This window comes from Flavobacterium sp. DSR2-3-3 (assembly GCF_049896585.1).
Taxonomy (GTDB): Bacteria; Bacteroidota; Bacteroidia; order Flavobacteriales; family Flavobacteriaceae; genus Flavobacterium.
Map to the genome: position 1 here is coordinate 58,280 of NZ_JAFCUP010000004.1, position 21,032 is coordinate 79,311.

The window sequence follows — 21,032 nt, forward strand, 5'->3', positions numbered from 1 at the left end:
TTTTTTGACAACGATTTCATTAATTGAGTTATTTTATGGAAAATAGAAAAAAAGTTGCTTTTTATACGCTGGGTTGTAAACTGAATTTTTCGGAAACCTCTACCATTGCGCGCAATCTTCAAGATGAGGGTTTTGATCGAGTAGATTTTGAGGAAGTAGCTGATATGTATGTGATTAATACGTGTTCCGTTACTGAAAATGCAGACAAGCAGTTCAAGCAAGTGGTGCGAAAAGCAATGAAATTGAATGACAAAGCATTTGTTGCGGCAGTTGGTTGTTATGCGCAATTGAAGCCAGAAGAATTAGCGAGTGTAAATGGAGTAGATTTAGTTCTTGGTGCAACTGAAAAATTCAAATTGGCCGATTATATTAATGATTTGTCTAAAAATGATTTTGGAGAAGTACATTCCTGCGAAATTGCCGAAGCCGATTTTTACGTGGGAAGTTATTCGATAGGGGACAGAACACGCGCTTTCTTGAAAGTTCAGGATGGTTGTGATTACAAATGTACCTATTGCACGATTCCGTTAGCAAGAGGAATTTCCAGAAGTGATGAACTGGAAAATGTATTGAAAAACGCAAAAGATATTTCAGAGCAAAATATAAAAGAAATTGTTCTTACCGGAGTAAATATAGGCGATTACGGAAAAGGGGAATTCGGAAATAAAAAACACGAACATACTTTTCTGGAATTAGTTCAGGAATTAGACAAAATAGAAGGTATTGAAAGATTGCGAATTTCATCTATTGAACCAAATTTATTGAAAAATGAAACGATAGAATTTGTATCGAAAAGCAGAACTTTTGTGCCGCATTTTCATATACCATTGCAATCTGGAAGCAACGATATTTTGAAATTAATGAAACGCCGTTACCAGCGCGAAATATATACTGAAAGAGTAAATAAGATTCGGGAAGTAATGCCACACGCTTGTATTGGTGTGGATGTAATTGTTGGTTTTCCTGGCGAAACAGATGAACATTTCCTGGAAACCTATCATTTCTTGAATGAAATGAATATTTCGTATTTACATGTTTTCACGTATTCGGAACGTGATAATACGGAAGCGGCTGCAATGGAAGGTGTTGTTGCTGCAAATGTTCGAGCCAAACGTAGCAAGATGTTACGCGGCCTGTCTGTTAAAAAACGTCGTGCTTTTTATGAAAGTCAATTGGGTAATGATAGAACTGTTTTATTCGAAAGTGAAAATAAAGAAGGTTATATTCATGGGTTTACCGAAAACTATGTCAAAGTAAAAACGCCTTGGAATCCAGAATTAGTCAACACGTTGCACGACATTAAATTGACAAAAATTGATGAAGACGGAAGCGTACGAATGGAGTTCGTGAATATTGAGGATTAAAAAGACAATTTTTTTTTTACCACAAAGAATGAGTTTTGATACGAATTAAGTCAATAATTTTTTCTTTTTTAATTAAAAGGAATTAATACAAACTGTATTTAACTCTTTTCAAATGCTTGGTTAAAGAAATTCGAAATAGGTACTATGAGCTATAAAATCTGCTGAATCTGCAAAATCTGCGTGAAAAATTTTCAGCACGCAGATTTTGTAGATTTTTGCAGATTTTTTTTAGACAATTTGTTTTGTCATTTTCTTTATTTAAATGGCATTATGGATTCGTAGACCAAATACTGCTATTTTTGACAAATACGCGTCGGTTTAATTTGAGTTGCGCGATGATTAATTCGGCCATATCTTCAGCTTGCATAACTGTATCAGGATTTCCATCAGTCAATTTTAATTCTTTGGCCATATCAGTGGCAACCGTGCTTGGCGTTAATGCCGTTACCCGAATATTATGCTTACGCACTTCCTGCATCAAAGAATCGGTTAATCCTAAAACTGCAAATTTAGAAGCACTGTAAGCGCTCGTTAATGCATTTCCGCTTAATCCTGATGTTGAAGAAATATTGATGATGTCACCAGTTTGTCTTTCAATCATATTGGGCAAAACAGCGCGAGTCACATAATAAGTTCCCATTAAGTTTACCTGTATAATACGTTCCCAATCTGTGGGTTCTAATTCTAGGAATTTTCCAAAAGCAGCTATTCCAGCGTTGTTGATTAAAATATCAATGGTTCCAAATTCAGCCAATGCTTTTTCAACGGCGGTATTAACCGAGATGATATCAGCAACATCAGCGGTTATTGCCAATGCTTTTACTCTTAACGAACGGGCTTTTGCCGCAACACTGTCTATTTCTTCCTGTGTTCTGGCGACCAAAATTACATTTACGCCTTCTTTGGCTAATGCCAAAGCAATCGCTTTTCCAATTCCTTTTCCAGCGCCGGTAATTAGGGCATTTTTATTTTTTAAGTCTGTCATTTTTTTAATTATTTAATGCCTTTACAAGGCTGAGTTTACTGTAAAAGTAATACGTTTTACATTTTAAATCTATTTTGGTTTTCTATTTAATCTAAATTTAACGTTATGTTATTTAGGTCGAAAGAAACATCATTTTTTGTCCAAAGTCAGTTTGTAAATAGCCGTTTCTAAAACCTCGGAATCTTTGTCTTCACAAAGCAAGAACTCGATTTTCTCTTTTGAATTGGCGTATAAAGATAATCCTTCGAATTTATGGGTGCTGCTAATTTTTTTAGTGAAATCGATTTTCATGGTTTTCAGGTTAATGCTCCCAATCAGACTTCCTAGAACTTCGCCATCATCATACGTAGATTCGGTATCTTCGGCTGTCGCCAAAAAATAAATACTGTCATCGACTAAAATTCCGTCGGTAAAACTACTGCGTACTCCTTTTATTTTAGGAAGTATGTAGGTGTTCGAAAGAATAGTGAAGTCGTTGGCAAGGTTTTTTCCTTTGATGGTGAAAAGGACATTTTTATTGGAACTGCCGTTGCCGCGATTCAATAAAAACCAACTTTCGCCATTGTAGATGGCGCCTTCGATGTTGAAATCTTCAGGTTTAATTTCTCCAAAATTTTGCATTACGGCATACAAATCGGCGATGTCATTTGTGGCAATCACCTTTTTAGTGCTGGAGTTGACTTGTATCATTTTGTTTCTTTTTTGGGTAGAACCAGAACCAAAAACATACAGACTATCTCCAAAATCGGTTAGGGCTTCAAAATCAGCTTTGTCTTTTTTTAGGGTGTTCTCTGTAGGATTTTTAAGTAACGGATGGCGTTTTAAATCATGGGAATCCATTTGGTATTCGTAAAGAAAACCGCTGTTGTCACCTATAATTAATAGCGAATTGTTTTTGTAAATGAGTCCGGATGCGGAACCAATACCGATGATTTGAAACAGTAATTCGAGTGTGAATTTTCCCATAGTATGTGTTTTGAAAAGCATTGCCTAGCCCAGATAATAGTGGAAATCCTTTCTAGTCCTGAACTTGTTTCAGGATCCTGAAACAAGTTCAGGACTAGAAAGATTGCAACGAATAGCTGGAAAATGCTCCTGAAATTCATCAGGATTAATCTTTATAATTTGTTATATTTGAGTTTACAAAGATAAATTATTTGTTATGAAGTCTGTAAATCCCAATGATTTTAAAGTGATTGGCAAAATTGAATTAGCCAAAATCCCTACTAATTTGTTCAATGGAGCCAGTGATGATGCCAAAGAGGAAAAACTGGATAAAGTTCAGGCGAAATTAAGCGAGTTGCAGGATGTGATGTACGCGCACAATCGATACGGCGTTTTAATTTGTTTGCAAGGGATGGATACCTCGGGTAAGGATAGTCTGATTCGGGAAGTTTTTAAGGAATTTAATCCGCGCGGTGTAGAGGTGCACAGTTTTAAAACTCCCAATTCAACGGAACTGGAACACGATTATTTGTGGCGACATTATTTGGCTTTGCCAGAAAAAGGAAAATTTGCAGTATTTAACAGAACGCATTATGAGAATGTTTTGTACACTCGCGTGCATCCGGAATATATTTTGAATGAAAATTTGCCAGGAATTGAAAAGGTAGAAGACATTACGCCACAGTTTTGGCAAAACCGTTTGGAGCAAATAAATAATTTTGAAAAGCACATCACGCAAAACGGAACTATTGTTTTGAAATTTTATTTTCATTTGAGTAAAGAAGAGCAACGCAAACGCTTGCTGCGAAGATTGGAAGAAGTGGAGCACCATTGGAAATTTTCACCCGGAGATTTGAAAGAACGCGAACATTGGGATGAATACATGCAGTATTATGAGGAAACGATTAATAAAACGGCTACCGAAAATGCGCCTTGGTATATTATTCCTGCAGACGATAAGGAAATGGCGCGTTATGTTGTGGCCAAAATTATCTGGGAAGAAATGCAAAAATATACTGACATCAAAGAACCGAAATTAGACGAAAAGGTAAAAGCTAATTTTGAATTGTATAAAGACCTGTTGAAAAAAGAATAGACCAAAAAAAATGCGCTGAATTTCAGCGCATTTTTTTATAACATGATTTGTGCGTTTATAGTTTGAAACCATAAGCTAAACGAATACCTACTTGTCCAACTCCTCTACCAAGAGAACCGTTACTGTTTAAACGATCAAAATGATTGTAATGTGTATAGTTCAAAGAAATATCTATGTATTTAGAAGCATAACCTATACTTGGAGATAACAATAAAGAAGTTTTGTCTCTGGTATTGTCTACATTACTTGCTGCAAATGCTGCACCAGCTTCTCCCATAACGTAAAATTGGTCTTCCCAAATAAAAGCTTTAAAACCCGCTTTTGCTGGGATGATACCTAAATCTTTTCCTTCTGTTTGGCCAGGAAACCCATCAGCTTTGCTTACAAATAAATTAGTGTAACCTGTAGTCAACGTTAAAGAGTATCTTTCTGATAAATCATATTGACCTCTAACATCAGCTCCTAGTGCCAATTTGTAAGGATCATTAACTGAATATCCTGCATTTGCACCAAATCCTAAACGGAATCCTTGATCGTAATTTGTTGCTTTGTTTGTTTCCTGAGCTTCCACATTGTTAGCAAACATCATTGAGATAGTAAGTGCTAATGCGAATTTAATTTTTCCTGCGATTTTCATAATTGTATTTTTTAATATTTTAGTTGTTTTAATGGGTTTTGTTTGGCGTAAAACAACAGTGCAAAAATAAGTTTAGTAGTTTTTAAAAAGTTATATAATTATGTCGATTTGTTATAGAATTCCTTGTTATATTGACTGAAAATTAAAAAAACAGCTGTTTAAAATGCAATTGTATCAACACAATTCAAAGCTTCTAATTATCTTTGTCCAAAAAAAGACAAAAAGTGAATTTATCTAAATACTTCAAAGAGTTTTCTTATAATATAACATTGGCTTATCCTGTAATTTTGGGAATGTTAGGGCATACGTTAATAGGTATTGTTGATAATTTCATGGTAGGAAAATTGGGGTCTACGGAGTTGGCGGCCGTTTCACTTGGTAATAGCTTCATTTTTATTGCTTTGTCCTTAGGGATAGGGTTTTCTACCGCAATTACTCCGTTAGTTGCTGAGGCTGATGCTGAAAAAAACGATCAAAAAATCCGTACCACTTTTCACCATGGACTGCTTTTATGTACGGTTTTAGGCGTGGCATTGTTTATTTTGACGGTGCTTTCAAAACAGATTATGTATTTGATGCACCAACCCAAAGAAGTCGCTGAAATGGCCGCTCCATATATTGATTGGGTTGCGTTTTCTTTGATTCCGGTGATTATCTATCAGGGATATAAACAATTTGCAGATGGTTTAACCAAAACAAAATATTCGATGTATGCTATTTTGATGGCAAACGTGGTACATATCTTCTTTAATTACGTACTGATTTATGGGATTTGGATTTTTCCAAAATTAGGAATTCTGGGGGCAGCATTAGGAACTGTTTTGTCCAGAATAATGATGGTAGTTTTTATGCATTACCTGATGAAACGAAACTCAGCTTTGAAAAAATATTTTAAAAACTTTAGCTTCAAAGAAATCCGAAAATCAATTTTGAAAAAAATCATTAATCTTGGTTTGCCGTCAGCAATGCAAATGTTATTTGAAGTAACGTTATTTACCGCTGCGATTTGGCTTTCCGGTTCTTTGGGTAAAAATAGCCAGGCTGCCAATCAGATTGCACTTATTTTAGCTTCCTCCACCTTTATGGTAGCTATGGGATTAAGTGTTACTGCAATGATCCGAGTGAGTCATACCAAAGGAATGAACGATTATAAAAATTTGATTGTTGTGGCAAGATCTATTTTTCTATTGGCGATTATACTTGAAACTTTCTTTGCGATAATATTTGTGGTGTTTCATAATTTTTTACCGCATTTATTCTTAAATATGAATGATTCAGCTCAAATGCTGGATAATGAAGAAATTATCATAATCACGTCAAAATTGCTATTGATTGCGGCTATCTTCCAAATATCGGATGGAATTCAAGTCGTAGTTTTGGGAGCGTTACGGGGTTTACAAGACGTAAAAATTCCCATGTACATAACCTTCGTTGCGTATTGGGTAATAGGTTTTCCTATTTCCTATTATTTAGGAAAATATACGGAACTCAAAGCCGTTGGAATCTGGATCGGACTTCTGGCAGGATTAACCGCTGCCGCTTTATTTTTGTATATTCGCTTTGCGAGATTGACAAGAAAGTTAGTTATACAAAATCATAAAGAATAAAATTTTTCGTACGCTGTAACTTCTCATTCGAATTTTCGTACAACAAGAATATTAACCAAACCAATAAAAAAATGTTACTATTAATTATTCTAGGAATACTATTTTTAATTTTAAGTTTCATCTTAAAAAGCAATCTAAATTCTTTCTCTAAGTTCTCAGGTAGTCTTAAAATCATTGGAGTACTTGTGGTTGTTTTAGGAATTTTCTCATCTATGTTCAAACAAATTAACGCTGGAAAAGTAGGAGTAAAGTCCCTTTATGGTAGCGTTCAAACCGACATTTTACAAAGTGGATTGAGTTTGATAAATCCGCTTATGGATGTGACAGAATTTGATATTCAAACCCAAAATTACACCATGTCTGCGGTTCATAACGAAGGCGCTCAATCTGGTGATGACGCCATTCGTGTGTTGTCAAATGATGGACTTGAAGTCGTTATAGATTTGACCGTTTTGTTTAGAGTATCTCCAGAAGCTACTCCAAAAATTCTAAAAGAAATTGGCATGAACTACAGTGACAAAATTGTTCGTCCTGTTACCCGAACTCGTATTCGTGACAATGCTGTTTATTATGATGCCGTAGCTTTGTATTCTACTAAAAGGAATGAATTTCAGCAGCGTATATTTAAAACAATTGAAGCCGATTTTAAATCAAGAGGTTTGATTTTAGAGCAATTGCTGATACGCAATATAAACCTTCCAGCATCGGTAAAAGCTTCTATCGAAAGTAAAATTAATGCCGAGCAAGATGCCCAAAAAATGACATTTGTGCTTCAAAAAGAAAAACAAGAAGCAGAGCGTAAGCGAGTAGAAGCGCAAGGTATTGCTGATTATCAACGTATCATTTCAACAGGATTAACAGATAAGCAATTACAGTATGAGCAAATAAAAGCGCAGAAAGAACTTGCAGCGTCAACTAATACCAAGATTATTTTTATGAATGGCAGCCGAAACACACCCATAATTCTTTCGAACAAATAGTTTTTTTTCAATATTAAAATAACTCAATATCAAATCAATAAAACAATACTAAAATGGAATTACCAAAATTTTTACTGGGCGATAACACTGATTTTCCCGAAGATATTTTCATCATACACCTTGATTACCCAAGATTTATCATTAATTTAAAAGATGATGAGGTAGAGTTTATGGAAGAAGCTGAAGACCTTGACGAAGCAGAATTAAATGCTGAAATGGAAGGGTTAATCGTTCTTGCCAATGAGTTTTATGACAGAGAAATCAAACTTTACGAAGAGTAGATAATTTTTTGTTTTACTTTATTGCTATTTAAATGAAAAATGTACTTGTGTATTTCATGTTTATTTTTGGCACAATGTTCTTAATAGGTGGTGTTTATAATTTTTTGCCTTTTGAAATTAGACCAGTTGAAAAATTTGGAGACGCTTACAAATATGGACACGCTGTAGGTTACGTTATAGGTAAATTTTTAACTATTGTCATTGGTATAACAATGCTAAAATATGGTTACGAAACCTATATAGAGCGAAAGATCGTAAAGTAATATATTAGTCTTTTTTAAAATACTTTTCCAATAATTTTTGAGCGGCTGCAAAGGGTGAAATTTCATCATTCTGCACCGCTTTTTTAGTTGAATCCAATGATTTTTGAATTTCCGAATTATTGTAAAAATTGGTTTTCAATTGCTCGTTAATGGTCTCCAACATCCAATATTGGTTTTGTTCTTTTCGCTTTTCAAAGAAATAATTATTGCCTTTTGTCAGTTCCAGAAATTTTTGAATGGTTTCCCAAACTTCAGGTATTCCTTCATGAGTTATGGCGCTACAGGCAGCAGTTGTAGGAGTCCAACCTGATTTTTTAGCAGGAAAAAGATGCAGAGCTCTATTAAATTCCAGTTTGGCAAGATGCGCTCTTTTGATATTGTCACCATCCGCTTTGTTGATGACAATAGCATCAGCCATTTCCATGATGCCGCGTTTAATGCCTTGCAATTCATCGCCGGCACCAGAAATTTTTAATAAAAGAAAAAAATCAACCATGCTGTGAACTGCGGTTTCACTTTGACCTACACCAACGGTTTCTATGATGATGGTGTCAAAACCGGCGGCCTCACAAAGCGTAATGGTTTCACGGGTTTTTCGAGCAACACCACCTAATGTTTCCCCCGAAGCAGATGGTCGTATAAAAGCATTCTTGTCTTTAACCAGTTCTTCCATTCGGGTTTTGTCACCCAAAATACTTCCATGTGAAATCGTGCTGCTAGGATCAACGGCAAGTACGGCTACTTTTTTTCCTAAACTAGTCAAGTATTTTCCAAAAGCTTCTATAAAGGTACTTTTTCCAACGCCTGGGACACCTGTAATTCCTATCCTGACAGATTTTTTAGCATAAGGCAAACAGGCATTTATTACTTCATTGGCTTTAGCCAAATGATTGACATTTGTACTTTCAACTAAAGTAATCGCACGGCTAAGCGCAGTAATATTTTCGTCTAAAATTCCTTTAAAAAGTTCTTTTGCCGAAGGTTGTATTTTTCTAAATTGCTGAATATGCCCAACAGCAACAGCGCTGATAATTTCTGGAGCAGAAATTCCGGGTTTTTCATTTAATGCGCTTGGAGTTTGTTTTTTATTTGGCAAAATAATTTTTTAGAATAGTAAAAATAATAAAAACTATCTTGAATAGACGGTCATTCTCTTAAAATGTCATTTCATTTTGATGGTTCCTCTTTTGCGGAGTATATATCACAAATTTTATTTTTTTGAATTCATTTTATTTCTTATTAGTCAATATCTTTGCTGTATTATGACCAACTTCATCTTAATCTTTGTTTTCCTATTCCTTGGAATTCTATTCCAAAATATAAAAGGGTTTCCTGTAAGTATTTATAAGTTGTTAAACAAGATTGTTATTTACATCTGTCTTCCTGCTCTCGCCCTGTATTATATTCCAAAAATAAAATGGACTACTGAATTGTTATATCCAATTGGAGTTGCTTGGATTGGATTTGCAGTATCCTATATATTTTTTAGTTTCTTAGGCAGCAAATTTGGATGGTCTAATAAACTTATTGGTTGTTTAATATTAACAGCAGGTTTGGGTAATACTTCCTTTTTAGGTTTTCCAATAATTGAAGCATTGTACGGAGAAGAAGGTTTGAAAACGGCTATTTTAGTCGATCAACCGGGTTCTTTTGTGGTACTTTCCACATTAGGAATACTAGTAGCAACTTTATATTCCAGTGGCAATCCAAATGGTTTTCAGATTGCCAAGAAGATTCTGTTATTCCCTCCATTTATAACTTTTTTGATTGCCTGTTTGATGAATGTTTTCAATTTCGATTTCCATGAATATGTTCAGTTTTTATTGCAAAAACTGGGAAGTGGCGTGACACCTTTGGCATTGCTCTCTGTTGGTTTGCAACTGCGTTTTGACCGGAAAAGTCAGCATTGGAAGTTTTTAGGATTGGGACTTTTGTATAAATTAATATTGACTCCAGCTCTCATTTACGTGTTGTATGTCGTAATTTTGCAACAACATTCTAAAATCATTCAAGTTGCCATATTGGAGTCAGCGATGGCACCCATGATTACTGCTTGTATTTTAGCTTCTACTCACGGTTTAAAGCCCCGTTTATGCAGTATGATGATTGGTTTTGGAATCCCATTATCGTTTATCACCTTATTATTTTGGTATTTTGTTGTTCAATATATTTAAACTGTTTAGAAACAATTTGAACCAATAATTAGTAATATAGTTTTTTAGAAATATGAATTCATCTCTTAATAATGTATCAAAAAATGATACAAGTCCGATTGCTCAGCAAACTGTTTACTCTATATTATTTTCCATTGCATTCGCCCATTTATTAAATGATTTATTACAGTCGGTTATACCGGCTGCGTATCCTATTTTAAAAGAAAATTTCAATTTAACATTCACACAAATCGGATTAATCACCCTGGCGTATCAGTTGGCAGCTTCTATATTGCAGCCTTTAGTAGGTTTGTATACAGATAAAAGACCAAAGCCTTTTTCTCAAATTTTCGGAATGCTCTTTACTTTATCCGGAATTGTATGTTTATCGTATGCTTCCAGTTTTTCAATGATCATAGTTTCGGTTATATTAGTTGGGATAGGTTCTTCCATTTTTCATCCTGAAGCGTCCCGAATCTCCTTTTTGGCATCTGGTGGAAAGCGTGGTTTGGCACAATCCATTTTCCAGCTGGGAGGGAATGCCGGAACTGCAATCGGACCTTTATTAGTAGCCTTGATTGTTGTACCAAATTCACAATATTACATCATTTGGTTTGTGGTGGTAGCCATTATTGGATTGATTGTTTTGAGTAGAATCGCACTCTGGTATCAAAATCATTTGAGTTTAAGAAGTGCAAAAAAAGCCGTAATCGATTTGCCTAATTTGTCCCAAAAAACCATTATTATTTCAGTGACAATTTTGTTGGTTTTGATATTTTCGAAATTCTTTTACATGGCAAGTATGTCCAGTTATTTTACGTTTTACTTAATTGAAAAATTTGGATTATCGGTACAGGAAGCACAATTTCATTTGGTTTTATTTTTGGCCTCTTGTGCCATTGGAACTTTGATCGGAGGACCAATAGGCGATAAATTTGGAAGGAAATATGTGATTTGGTTTTCGGTTTTGGGAGCCGCACCTTTTACTTTATTGTTGCCCTATGTTGATTTGTTTTGGACAGGCGTTTTATCGATCTTAATTGGAATCATAATCTCCTCTGCTTTTCCGGCAATCTTGGTTTATGCACAAGAATTATTGCCTAAAAAACTCGGAATGGTTTCTGGTCTTTTCTATGGTTTTGCCTTTGGAATGGGCGGTTTGGGTTCCGCTTTATTGGGAAATCTTGCGGATCACACCAGCATAACTTACGTGTATTATCTTTGTGCCTATCTGCCTTTGATAGGGATTATAGCGCTCTTTCTACCTAATTTAAAGAAAAAATAAGACTTCTTTTCAGGAGCTTTCTCCTGCTCTGCACTGTATCTTTTGTTTTTTAAAGAAAAAAACAAAAGGATGCCGCTTCGATCAGGGCTATGGCGTTTGGTCTGCTAATAGTATTATTTTGGAAGTGTTACTTTCTGATTTTCATAAAAATTAGTACAATTTTAAGATTGATTTTCTCCTTTATTGCTTTTATTTCAATATCTTACAGTGTTACTAATCAATAAATTAAATTACTATGGCAACATTACGATTAGGCGATATTGCTCCTGATTTTGAAGCAGAAACGTCACAAGGAAAAATAAATTTTCATGATTGGTTAGGAGATTCCTGGGGAATCCTATTCTCCCATCCGGCTGATTTTACACCAGTCTGTACTACTGAGTTAGGAACTGTTGCGAATTATTATCCTGAATTTGAAAAAAGAAATGTAAAAGTAATCGCTTTGAGCGTTGATGGTGTAGATTCCCACATGGAGTGGATAAGAGACATCAATGAAACTCAAAATACAACTGTGAATTTCCCAATAATTGCTGATGAAGACAAGCATATCGCTGAATTGTATGATATGATTCATCCTAATGCAAATGAGAGTCTCACCGTTCGTTCTGTTTTTATTGTTGCACCAGATAAAAAAATAAAATTAACATTGACGTATCCTGCATCAACCGGTAGAAATTTTGACGAACTATTGCGTGTAATTGACAGTTTGCAATTGACAGCTAAATACAGCGTAGCCACACCCGCGAACTGGAAAGATGGAGATGCGGTAGTGATCTCGACCTCGATAAAAGATGAAGATATTGCCGCTAAATTTCCAAAAGGCTACGATAGGGTAAAACCGTATTTAAGAATGACACCACAACCTAATAAATAGTAAATTCTTAGAACACTTTATGAATAGAAAAGCAGAATGAATTTATTTTTCATTCTGCTTTTTTTATGCATTTAGGAACAAGTAGTAACTAAAGTAAAACAGTGCAGTTTTTTAATGGAATCAATAACTTCTTCTACAATTCTTGTCAGTAATTATTCTCATTGTTGTAATTACTTTTAATTTCCTAAATAAGTATTAACTAATAATTTTAAAAAATTAAATTTTCAATTTTTTAATACTCTTAAAGTGCAAATGACATTGTTAAAATCATAAATTAGTTTAGTAGTAAAAAAGAGTGAATTGTTAGTTCTTATTGGAAATAAATAACCCTGAAATAATGATTGCCATGCTGATAATTTGCGTCGGTAAAATCGCTTGATTTAAAAAAAAATACGCCAAGATCCCACTAAATACCGGAATCAAATAGTAAATTAAAGCTGTTTTTGATGTTCCAATCATTCGAATGGCTTCGTTCCATAAATAATAAGAAATTAGTGAAGCGCAGATGCCGACATAAGCAGTTACCAATACAGTTTTAGTGTCAAAAATTACTTTTTGATAATAGATGTGTTCATACATATAAAAAGGGAGCAGTACAATCGTACCAATAAAAAATACACTAAACAAAAATACTTTAGTCGTTAATTCCTCTGGTTTTTGCCGGACTAATATGGTGTAGTAGGCGAAAAAAAAGCAAGCCACAAGCATCAATAAATCCCCAATGGTGAAGTTGATGTGGAGTATTGCTTGCAATGAACCTTTGGAAATCAGTATTAGAACCCCAGTGATTATGGTTGCAATTCCCACTATTTTTATATTGGACACTTTCTCTTTAAAAATAATTCTGGAGAGTACCACAATAAATAACGGAATTGAAATGGCGATTAATGATAAATTGACTGCGCTTGTTGTTTTTCCTGCAAAGTAAATTAGCGTATTGAAAATTGTAATGCCTAAAACAGCGGTAATACAAAGATACCGAATATGTTTTTTTACAATTTTGAAACTTTTAATAGTACTTTTTATGGCAAATGGAGCTAAAACAATATAAGCAAGTGTCCATCTCCAAAAAGCCAATCCAACAGGAGGAATATGACCTTTTAAGCCACTGGCAATTACCATATTTACTGACCAAAGCATGGTCGCGAATAAGGCAAATAAAACTCCTTTCGTTGTATTGTTCATTAAACCAAATTATGAATTTTTGCATATTGTAATAACATAATCGTCTTTGCATCCTGCATTTGACCAGATTCAATCATAGAATAGGCTTTGTCAAATGCCATTTCCATCACATCTATATTTTCTTCTTCATGCTCTACTCCACCACCGTCACTCACTTTCATGGATTCGTCGTATTCGCCCACAAATAAATACAAGATTTCAGTAACGGCACCGGGAGACATGTAGGTTTCCATTACTTTTTTGACTTTAGAAATGCGGTATCCTGTTTCTTCTTCTGTTTCGCGAATGATGCATTGCTCGGGATTGTCCTGGTCCAGAAGTCCGGCACAAACCTCAATCATCATTCCGGTTTCATTTCCGTTAAGGTACGTTGGTAAGCGAAACTGTCTCGTTAGAATAACTGTCTTTTGTTTTGTGTTATAAAGCAAAATAGCAGCGCCATTTCCTCTATCATAGACTTCTCTTTTTTGGGTTATCCAAGAGTCGTCTTTTTTTTGATAATCAAAAGTAACTTTGTTTAAGATGTACCAATTGTCGGAGAGCAATTCGGTTTTTTGTATTTTGATAGCTGGATTTTTCATTCGCTTGTATTGGGTTTTAAACTAAAAAAAAACGCTCTGAATTTTCAGAGCGTTTCGTCATAATCTTATTTTAGAATAGTTTGCTTTCTGTCTGGACCTACAGAAACTATTTTGATTGGAACTTCCACTTCTTTTTCAATAAATGCAATATAATCTTTCAACTCTACAGGCAATTCATCATAAGTTGTCATGCCTGTCAAATCTTGTTTCCATCCTTTGAAATCCTGATAAACTGGAGTTACATTTTCTGGCTCGATATTATAAGGAAAATGAGAAATGTTTTCTCCTTTGTAATTATATTCGGTACATACTTTCAAAGTTTCAAATCCAGAAAGAACATCGCCTTTCATCATCATTAATTGCGTTACACCATTGACTTGAACAGCATATTTAAGCGCTACTAAGTCTAACCAGCCACAACGTCTTTGTCTTCCGGTTACTGATCCAAATTCGTTTCCTACACTTGCCATTGTAGCGCCATCTTCGTCAAAAAGTTCTGTTGGGAACGGGCCACTTCCTACGCGTGTTACATACGCTTTAAAAATTCCGTATACTTCCTTGATTTTATTTGGAGCAATTCCTAAACCGGTACAAGCACCAGCAGCAGTGGTGTTGGAGGATGTTACAAATGGATAAGTTCCAAAATCAACGTCCAATAATGAACCTTGAGCGCCTTCACATAATATTGATTTACCAGCTTTTTGAGCTTGGTGTAAATATTCTTCGCTGTCGATAAAATCTAATTTTTTTAGTTCTTCTATAGCTTCAAAAAATTCTTTTTCTAATTCTTCCAAATTATATTGGATAGCAACATCGTAAAATTTGATCATTGCTTCATGCTTATCAGCCAAAGCTCTGTAACGATCTGCAAAATCTTCTAATTCAATATCACCCACACGGATTCCGTTTCTTCCGGTTTTGTCCATGTATGTTGGACCAATTCCTTTTAAAGTAGAACCAATTTTTGCTTTCCCTTTTGAAGCCTCAGAAGCGGCATCTAATAAACGGTGTGTTGGTAAAATTAAATGCGCTTTTCTGGAAATGATTAATTTGTTCTTGATGTCTAAATTAAATTTCTCAAGACCTTCGATTTCTTTTTGAAAAACTACAGGATCAATTACAACTCCGTTTCCAATGATGTTTATAGCAGTTTTATGAAAAATACCGGAAGGAATAGTTCTAAGAACATGTTTTATTCCATCAAATTCTAAAGTATGTCCTGCGTTTGGACCTCCTTGAAAACGAGCAATAATATCATAATTTGAAGTTAGAACATCAACAATTTTTCCTTTTCCTTCATCTCCCCATTGTAATCCTAGTAATAAATCTACCGTCATTCTGAATGTTATTTGTAGTTAGTTTTTATGTTTACAGACGATCTTTTTCGTCCAAGTTGTTTTTTTGTTTCTTGATTCCATAGAGATACAGCGAGTGGTTGGTGATTTCTATATCGAATATTTCTTCGATTGTTTTTTTGATACTTTGAATTCTAGGATCACAAAACTCAATTACTTCACCAGTATCAGTCATTATTATATGATCGTGCTGCTTGTCAAAATATGATTTTTCGTAATGAGCCTGATTTTGTCCAAATTGGTGTTTGCGCACCAAAGCACAGTCCAATAATAATTCAATAGTATTGTAAAGAGTTGCTCTACTCACACGATAGTTTTTGTTTTTCATTTTAATATAAAGATTCTCTACATCAAAATGTTCTTCGCTGTCATAAATTTCCTGAAGGATAGCATAGCGTTCAGGAGTTTTTCTATGTCCTTTTTTTTCAAGATACATTGTAAAAACATTTTTTACAATTTCTTGGTTTTTGGTGTTATCGGTGGAAATGAGTGTCATATCTGGCAAAGATAAATTTTTTAGTTTAAAGTTTAAAGTTTCCGGTTTGTTTAGTTTCAAGTTTATTCGGATTCAAGTTGGAGAACCTATTTCTAACAGAGAAACTTGAAACTTTTCTAAGTTTTATAAACTCTGGTAACCTTATCAATTCCGTCAATTTTTTTGATATTATTAATCATTTTTTTCAAAATGGTATTGTTTTGAACGATCACGGCTACCTGACCATGAAAAATTCCTGCATCGGTACTCAAAGAAATACTTTGAATATTTACATGCATGTTATTCGAAATCACTTTTGTCAATTGGTTGGTAAGCCCTAAAACATCCATACCGGTAATGTTTATGATGGCTTTGAACTCTTCTTGAGAAGAATCAATCCATTTTGCTGACATGATTCGATACGCGTAATTTGACTGCATGCCGATGGCGTTTGGACAATCTTTCTTATGCACTTTTATTCCTTCATTAATAGTTACAAAACCAAAAACGTCATCACCCGGAATTGGGTTGCAGCACGGCGATAGTTTATAATCGAGTTTGTCATGTTCTTTACCAAAAACAAGCATGTCATAACTGCTGCTTATAATTGGTTTGTGAATATCATCATCAGAAGTGGTGCTTGGTGAGCGTTTCATTTTATTTTTGAAGAAATTAATGAAAGTATTGCTCTTTTGCGCAGCGTAATCTTTGAGTTGCTGGTTTTCGATCGCGCCAATTCCCACTCTGTAAAATAAATCTAAGCTTGTTTTTAATTTGAAAAAGTTGACTAATTCGTTGATCACTTGTTCGCTCAACGTTATTTTTAGATGCTTTAATTTTCGAGTCAGCAGTTCTTTTCCTTCTTCACCAATTTTTTTGGTGTTTTCGTTTAGAACGTTTTTTATCTTCGTTTTCGCTCTCGAAGTCGTTACATAATCCAGCCAGTTAACGGTGGGTTTTTGATGTTGAGAAGTAATAATTTCTATTTGATCGCCACTTTTTAACACGAAATTCAAAGGAACTAATTTTCCATTGACACGCGTTCCTCTAGTTCGAATTCCTATTTCGGAGTGAATGCTAAACGCAAAATCTAGCGAAGTGGCGCCTTTTGGCAATGATTTTATTTCTCCTTTTGGTGTAAAAACAAAGATTTCTTTGGAATATAAATTCATTTTGAAATCTTCTACAAAATCTACCGCATTTGTTTCAGAATTTTCTAGAGCTTCTTTTAATAAATTTAACCAAACATCCAAACCACTTTCTTCGGTACCTCCGTTTTTGTATTTGTAATGTGCGGCATATCCTTTCTCAGCAATTTCATCCATACGTTCGCTTCGAACCTGTACTTCAACCCATCGGCCTTTTGGTCCCATAACGGTAATGTGCAAGGCTTCGTAACCGGTTGATTTTGGTGATGAAATCCAGTCGCGCAATCGGCTTGGACTTGGTCTGTAGTGATCCGTAACAATTGAATATATTTTCCACGCAACAAATTTTTCTTCATGTGGATTTGATTTGTATACAATACGCAACGCAAATTTATCGTATACTTCATCAAAACTCACGTTTTGCGCCTGCATCTTTCTGCGAATAGAATAGATTGATTTTGGGCGTCCTTTTATAATGTAATCAACTCCTTCAGCGTCTAATGAGCTTTTCAATACATCCGAAATGTCTTTTATATAAGCATCCTGTTCCTCTTTAGTTTCTTTTATTTTGCTGACAATTTCATTGTATACTGCAGGTTCCGTATATTTCAAACCTAAGTCTTCCAGTTTGGTTTTAATGTTGTACAAGCCCAGTCGATGCGCCAATGGAGCGTAAATGTACAAGGTTTCCGATGCAATTTTTGTCTGCTTGTCTTCCTGCATCGAATCCATGGTTTGCATGTTGTGCAACCGATCGGCGAGTTTAATGAGGATAACGCGAACATCATCATTCAGGGTCAATATCATTTTACGGAAATTCTCTGCCTGCATGGACACATTCAAATCTCTTTGCACCATTGATATTTTTGTTAATCCTTCAACGATTTGAGCCACTTTTGGATTAAACAAACGTTCGATATCCTGAACTGTAGTTGGCGTATCTTCTACAACATCGTGCAGTAAAGCAGCAGCAATGGATGTAGCACCCAAACCTATTTCAGAAGCGACAATTTTTGCCACAGCAATCGGATGGAAAATATAAGCTTCACCGGATTTTCGTCGTTGTTCTTTGTGTGCTTCCACAGAAACATCAAATGCTTTTCGGATGAGTTTTTTATCATCATCACTTAATGTTTGGTAGCTTATACGAAGTAATTCTTTGTATTCTTGAGCAATTGCTTTATTTTCTTTTTCTATATCAATTTCTATCATAACGGCATGGTTCAATTCCTAAAAATAGAAATTAATTGGGAGATGTGCAAGTAAAAAAGGGCTTCGGTGTGTAAATAACAAAATTGACATTCAACATGATTATTGCACTTTACTAAAATCCAAGTCTTGAAAATCATAACTGAAATCAGTTAGCTCAGAAATGGGTTTCATGGTTAATCTTACTGCTTTTCCAGTGGCATCACATTCAAAAAACAAATGAGCATCCGCATGGAAATACGCATTGTCCCATTTGACAACATAATTAGTGTCCTTATAGAAAAAAACTTCGCCAGTAAGTTGTGGAGAGCGTTTCGAAGCAAAATACAATCGTCCTTTTCTCTCTGAAAGTACTACTTCACCAAACCAATTGTCTTGGTATGTTCCTGTATAGCTTTTAAAATCAATTTTGATTTTGTCTTTTTTATTCTTGGCTACGGTTGCCCAAACTTCATCAGTTACTTTGTCAGCAGAGGCTTCGTTTTCTTTTAGACTAGTACTATAATTAGTCACATAATCCTCGGATTGAATTCCTAAATAACTGTCTTTTATAGTATTGGTAATTGCTCTGAAGGCGGCACCTGATTGCTGATTGGTCAATACAATAATTCCCAGATTCAGTTCCGGTAAAAGCGTGACTTGAGTAACGATTCCTTCTAAACCGCCAGTGTGCGTTACTTGTTTGTATCCTTTTACATCACTCAGGAACCAGCCCAGTCCATACCCACTGAAATGAGTATTGTAAGGAGGTCTTGTGACTGCAGGAATTATGGTTTGCAATTGCCACATTTCGGCATGTTCTTTTTTAGAAAATAATTGCTTGTTATCAGCACCATATTTCCCGTTGTTCATTTGCATAATGGTCCATTTACTCAAATCATTTACACTGGAGTAAATGCCGGCAGCCGCATCAAAAAGTTGGTTTTGGTAGCGTTTGATTACTTTTAGTTTACCGTCAATAGGAACGTGAGGTGCAATGATGTTTGTTGTGTCTTTTAAACGTAAAAAAGAAGCCACACTATGCTCCATTTTCAAGGGTTTCATCATGCGTTCTTCTACAAAATCACACCAACTCAAACCGCTTGCTACGTGAATGACTTCTCCGGCCACTATGTATAATAAATTGTCATAATCGTATTGTGTTCTAAATGCTGAAACCGGTTTTAAATATTGTAAATTCTGAATGATATCTTGTACCGTAAAGTTACTTCCGTCAGGCCAAACCATCAAATCTCCAGCGCCAAGTCCGAGTCCACTGCGATGTGTCAATAAATCCCGAATCGTAAACTCATTAGTTACATACTCATTATACATCTTGAAATTAGGAAGATATTTGATGACTTTGTCGTCCCATTTTACTTTTCCTTCATCTACTAACATTGCCAAAGCGGCGCTTGTAAAGGCTTTACTATTGGATGCAATTCCAAAAAGCGTATTTGCATCCACTTTTTCATTCGTTAAAATTGATTTTACACCGTATCCTTTGGCGTGAATAATCTTTCCGTCTTTAACTATTGCCACTGCAATTCCAGGAACATTAAATGTTTTTAAGGTACGGTTGACTAGTTCATCCACTTGAATCGAACTAATTTGTGCGAAAGAAAGAGTGCTTGAAATCAATGCTATTGCAATGAATAATTTATTTTTCATAGTATCTATAGTATTTTATAAAATGGGTATGTCTTTATTAGTATTTACTTTTAAATCTGCAATCTCAAATCGTTAATCTGCAATCTAAAATCTAAAACCCTCTTTGTCTTTTGGCTTCAAAAATTAAGATGGCTGCGGCAACCGAAACATTCATAGAATCGATTTCTCCTTGCATCGGAATAATAATATTTTGGGTCGCTTCTTTTCGCCATTCTTCAGTTAATCCAGTAGCTTCCGTTCCCACGACTAATGCGGTTGGAGTCGTGTAATCCAGCGTATGGTACGAAGTCGAATTTTGTAAAGTTGCACAATAAAAATTAATGTTTCTTTCTTTCAAAAAAGCAATAATTTCAGATGTAGTTCCGGTTGCGATTTGGTTGGTGAACAAACAGCCCACGCTGGAACGTACAATATTTGGATTGTATAAATCACTTTTTGGATTGGCAATAATCACCGCATCAAGATTAGCAGCATCTGCAGTTCGCAATAAAGCGCCAATATTTCCTGGTTTTTCAGGTGCTTCGGCAATAAGAATTAGAGGGTTTTCGGATAATTTCAAATCGGATAATTGCATCGATTTGGTTTTGGCTACGGCCAAAATTCCTTCGGTAGTATCTCTGTAAGCCAGCTTTTGATAGACTTCTTTGTTGATTTCAATTAATTCTGCATTTTCTGATAATTCTTTAGCGTCAGTTTCCGAACAAATTTCAGGGAGAAACAATAGCGTTTCCATTTCGTAGCCACCTTTGACAGCTATCGAAATTTCTCGTTTTCCTTCCATTAAAAAAGTACCGGATTGTTTGCGTGCTTTTGATTTTTCCTGCAATTGCACTAAGGATTTTATGTATGGATTTTGTATCGAAGTGATTTGTTTCAAGACGTTCAACTATTTAATTAATAGCTACAAAGATACATAGAGAAAATCCAGTTTTCTAATCCGATTCGAATATTTTTCTGGG

Annotated in this window: 20 protein-coding genes; 9 read left to right on the forward strand and 11 right to left on the reverse strand. The window is 35.0% G+C overall.

What is annotated here, in order from left to right:
- Window positions 1-35 precede the first annotated feature (35 nt).
- Window positions 36-1,364, forward strand: coding sequence for a tRNA (N(6)-L-threonylcarbamoyladenosine(37)-C(2))-methylthiotransferase MtaB (gene mtaB / locus ACP7AQ_RS06710; protein ID WP_426094899.1), 1,329 nt, complete (start codon window positions 36-38; stop codon window positions 1,362-1,364).
- 268 nt (window positions 1,365-1,632) lie between these two features.
- Here the strand turns inward: mtaB and ACP7AQ_RS06715 are convergent, their stop codons facing one another.
- Entirely contained in the window at window positions 1,633-2,349 is a 717-nt protein-coding gene (locus tag ACP7AQ_RS06715; RefSeq protein ID WP_426094900.1) for a 3-ketoacyl-ACP reductase, read from the reverse strand.
- 129 nt (window positions 2,350-2,478) lie between these two features.
- Window positions 2,479-3,315, reverse strand: a complete 837-nt coding sequence (locus ACP7AQ_RS06720) for a DUF6929 family protein (RefSeq protein WP_426094901.1) — start codon at window positions 3,313-3,315, stop codon at window positions 2,479-2,481.
- 196 nt (window positions 3,316-3,511) lie between these two features.
- On the opposite strand from ACP7AQ_RS06720, the gene ACP7AQ_RS06725 reads away from it, so the two are divergent.
- Complete coding sequence (locus ACP7AQ_RS06725) at window positions 3,512-4,390, forward strand: PPK2 family polyphosphate kinase (protein ID WP_426094902.1); 879 nt, start codon at window positions 3,512-3,514, stop codon at window positions 4,388-4,390.
- A 55-nt stretch (window positions 4,391-4,445) separates the two neighbouring features.
- Here the strand turns inward: ACP7AQ_RS06725 and ACP7AQ_RS06730 are convergent, their stop codons facing one another.
- The gene (locus ACP7AQ_RS06730) at window positions 4,446-5,027 is read right to left on the reverse strand and encodes a hypothetical protein (RefSeq protein ID WP_426094903.1); all 582 of its coding nucleotides are present in this window, start codon (window positions 5,025-5,027) and stop codon (window positions 4,446-4,448) included.
- Between the two features lie 224 nt (window positions 5,028-5,251).
- Here ACP7AQ_RS06730 and ACP7AQ_RS06735 point away from each other — a divergent pair, with 224 nt between their 5' ends.
- The 4 genes from ACP7AQ_RS06735 to ACP7AQ_RS06750 all read left to right on the forward strand — a co-directional run bounded on the left by ACP7AQ_RS06735 (window position 5,252) and on the right by ACP7AQ_RS06750 (window position 8,158).
- Window positions 5,252-6,634, forward strand: a complete 1,383-nt coding sequence (locus ACP7AQ_RS06735; RefSeq protein ID WP_426094904.1) for an MATE family efflux transporter — start codon at window positions 5,252-5,254, stop codon at window positions 6,632-6,634.
- A 71-nt stretch (window positions 6,635-6,705) separates the two neighbouring features.
- Window positions 6,706-7,614, forward strand: a complete 909-nt coding sequence (locus ACP7AQ_RS06740; RefSeq protein ID WP_426094905.1) for a prohibitin family protein — start codon at window positions 6,706-6,708, stop codon at window positions 7,612-7,614.
- A 53-nt stretch (window positions 7,615-7,667) separates the two neighbouring features.
- Window positions 7,668-7,895 carry a hypothetical protein gene (locus tag ACP7AQ_RS06745; protein WP_091204000.1) on the forward strand — a complete coding sequence of 76 codons (228 nt, stop codon included), beginning with the start codon at window positions 7,668-7,670 and terminating at the stop codon, window positions 7,893-7,895.
- 32 nt (window positions 7,896-7,927) lie between these two features.
- Entirely contained in the window at window positions 7,928-8,158 is a 231-nt protein-coding gene (locus tag ACP7AQ_RS06750) for a hypothetical protein (protein WP_426094906.1), read from the forward strand.
- 4 nt (window positions 8,159-8,162) lie between these two features.
- Here the strand turns inward: ACP7AQ_RS06750 and meaB are convergent, their stop codons facing one another.
- Window positions 8,163-9,254 carry a methylmalonyl Co-A mutase-associated GTPase MeaB gene (gene meaB, locus ACP7AQ_RS06755; RefSeq protein ID WP_426094907.1) on the reverse strand — a complete coding sequence of 364 codons (1,092 nt, stop codon included), beginning with the start codon at window positions 9,252-9,254 and terminating at the stop codon, window positions 8,163-8,165.
- Between the two features lie 166 nt (window positions 9,255-9,420).
- Between meaB and ACP7AQ_RS06760 the strand changes: the two genes are divergently transcribed.
- From ACP7AQ_RS06760 to ACP7AQ_RS06770, 3 genes are all read left to right on the forward strand, one after another.
- Window positions 9,421-10,332 carry an AEC family transporter gene (locus tag ACP7AQ_RS06760; protein ID WP_426094908.1) on the forward strand — a complete coding sequence of 304 codons (912 nt, stop codon included), beginning with the start codon at window positions 9,421-9,423 and terminating at the stop codon, window positions 10,330-10,332.
- Between the two features lie 52 nt (window positions 10,333-10,384).
- Entirely contained in the window at window positions 10,385-11,596 is a 1,212-nt protein-coding gene (locus tag ACP7AQ_RS06765) for an MFS transporter (RefSeq protein ID WP_426094909.1), read from the forward strand.
- 235 nt (window positions 11,597-11,831) lie between these two features.
- A complete protein-coding gene (locus ACP7AQ_RS06770) occupies window positions 11,832-12,470 on the forward strand; it encodes a peroxiredoxin (protein ID WP_426094910.1) in 639 nt (212 codons plus the stop codon).
- 303 nt (window positions 12,471-12,773) lie between these two features.
- On the opposite strand, the gene ACP7AQ_RS06775 is transcribed toward ACP7AQ_RS06770, so the two are convergent.
- From ACP7AQ_RS06775 to ACP7AQ_RS06805, 7 genes are all read right to left on the reverse strand, one after another.
- Window positions 12,774-13,655 carry a DMT family transporter gene (locus ACP7AQ_RS06775; protein ID WP_426094911.1) on the reverse strand — a complete coding sequence of 294 codons (882 nt, stop codon included), beginning with the start codon at window positions 13,653-13,655 and terminating at the stop codon, window positions 12,774-12,776.
- Entirely contained in the window at window positions 13,655-14,236 is a 582-nt protein-coding gene (nudK, locus tag ACP7AQ_RS06780) for a GDP-mannose pyrophosphatase NudK (RefSeq protein ID WP_426091556.1), read from the reverse strand. The genes ACP7AQ_RS06775 and nudK overlap by 1 nt, the downstream gene beginning before the upstream one ends.
- A 65-nt stretch (window positions 14,237-14,301) precedes the next feature.
- On the reverse strand, window positions 14,302-15,573 hold the full coding sequence (locus ACP7AQ_RS06785; RefSeq protein WP_426091557.1) for an adenylosuccinate synthase: 1,272 nt from the start codon (window positions 15,571-15,573) through the stop codon (window positions 14,302-14,304).
- A gap of 31 nt (window positions 15,574-15,604) precedes the next feature.
- Entirely contained in the window at window positions 15,605-16,087 is a 483-nt protein-coding gene (locus ACP7AQ_RS06790; protein WP_426064337.1) for a Fur family transcriptional regulator, read from the reverse strand.
- A gap of 116 nt (window positions 16,088-16,203) precedes the next feature.
- Window positions 16,204-18,426 (reverse strand): RelA/SpoT family protein, encoded by a 2,223-nt coding sequence (locus tag ACP7AQ_RS06795; protein ID WP_426091558.1) that lies wholly within the window; start codon window positions 18,424-18,426, stop codon window positions 16,204-16,206.
- Window positions 18,427-18,525: 99 nt separating this feature from the next.
- Complete coding sequence (locus tag ACP7AQ_RS06800) at window positions 18,526-20,073, reverse strand: serine hydrolase (protein WP_426094912.1); 1,548 nt, start codon at window positions 20,071-20,073, stop codon at window positions 18,526-18,528.
- Window positions 20,074-20,164: 91 nt separating this feature from the next.
- Window positions 20,165-20,950 carry a TrmH family RNA methyltransferase gene (locus ACP7AQ_RS06805; protein WP_426094913.1) on the reverse strand — a complete coding sequence of 262 codons (786 nt, stop codon included), beginning with the start codon at window positions 20,948-20,950 and terminating at the stop codon, window positions 20,165-20,167.
- Between the last annotated feature and the right edge of the window lie 82 nt (window positions 20,951-21,032).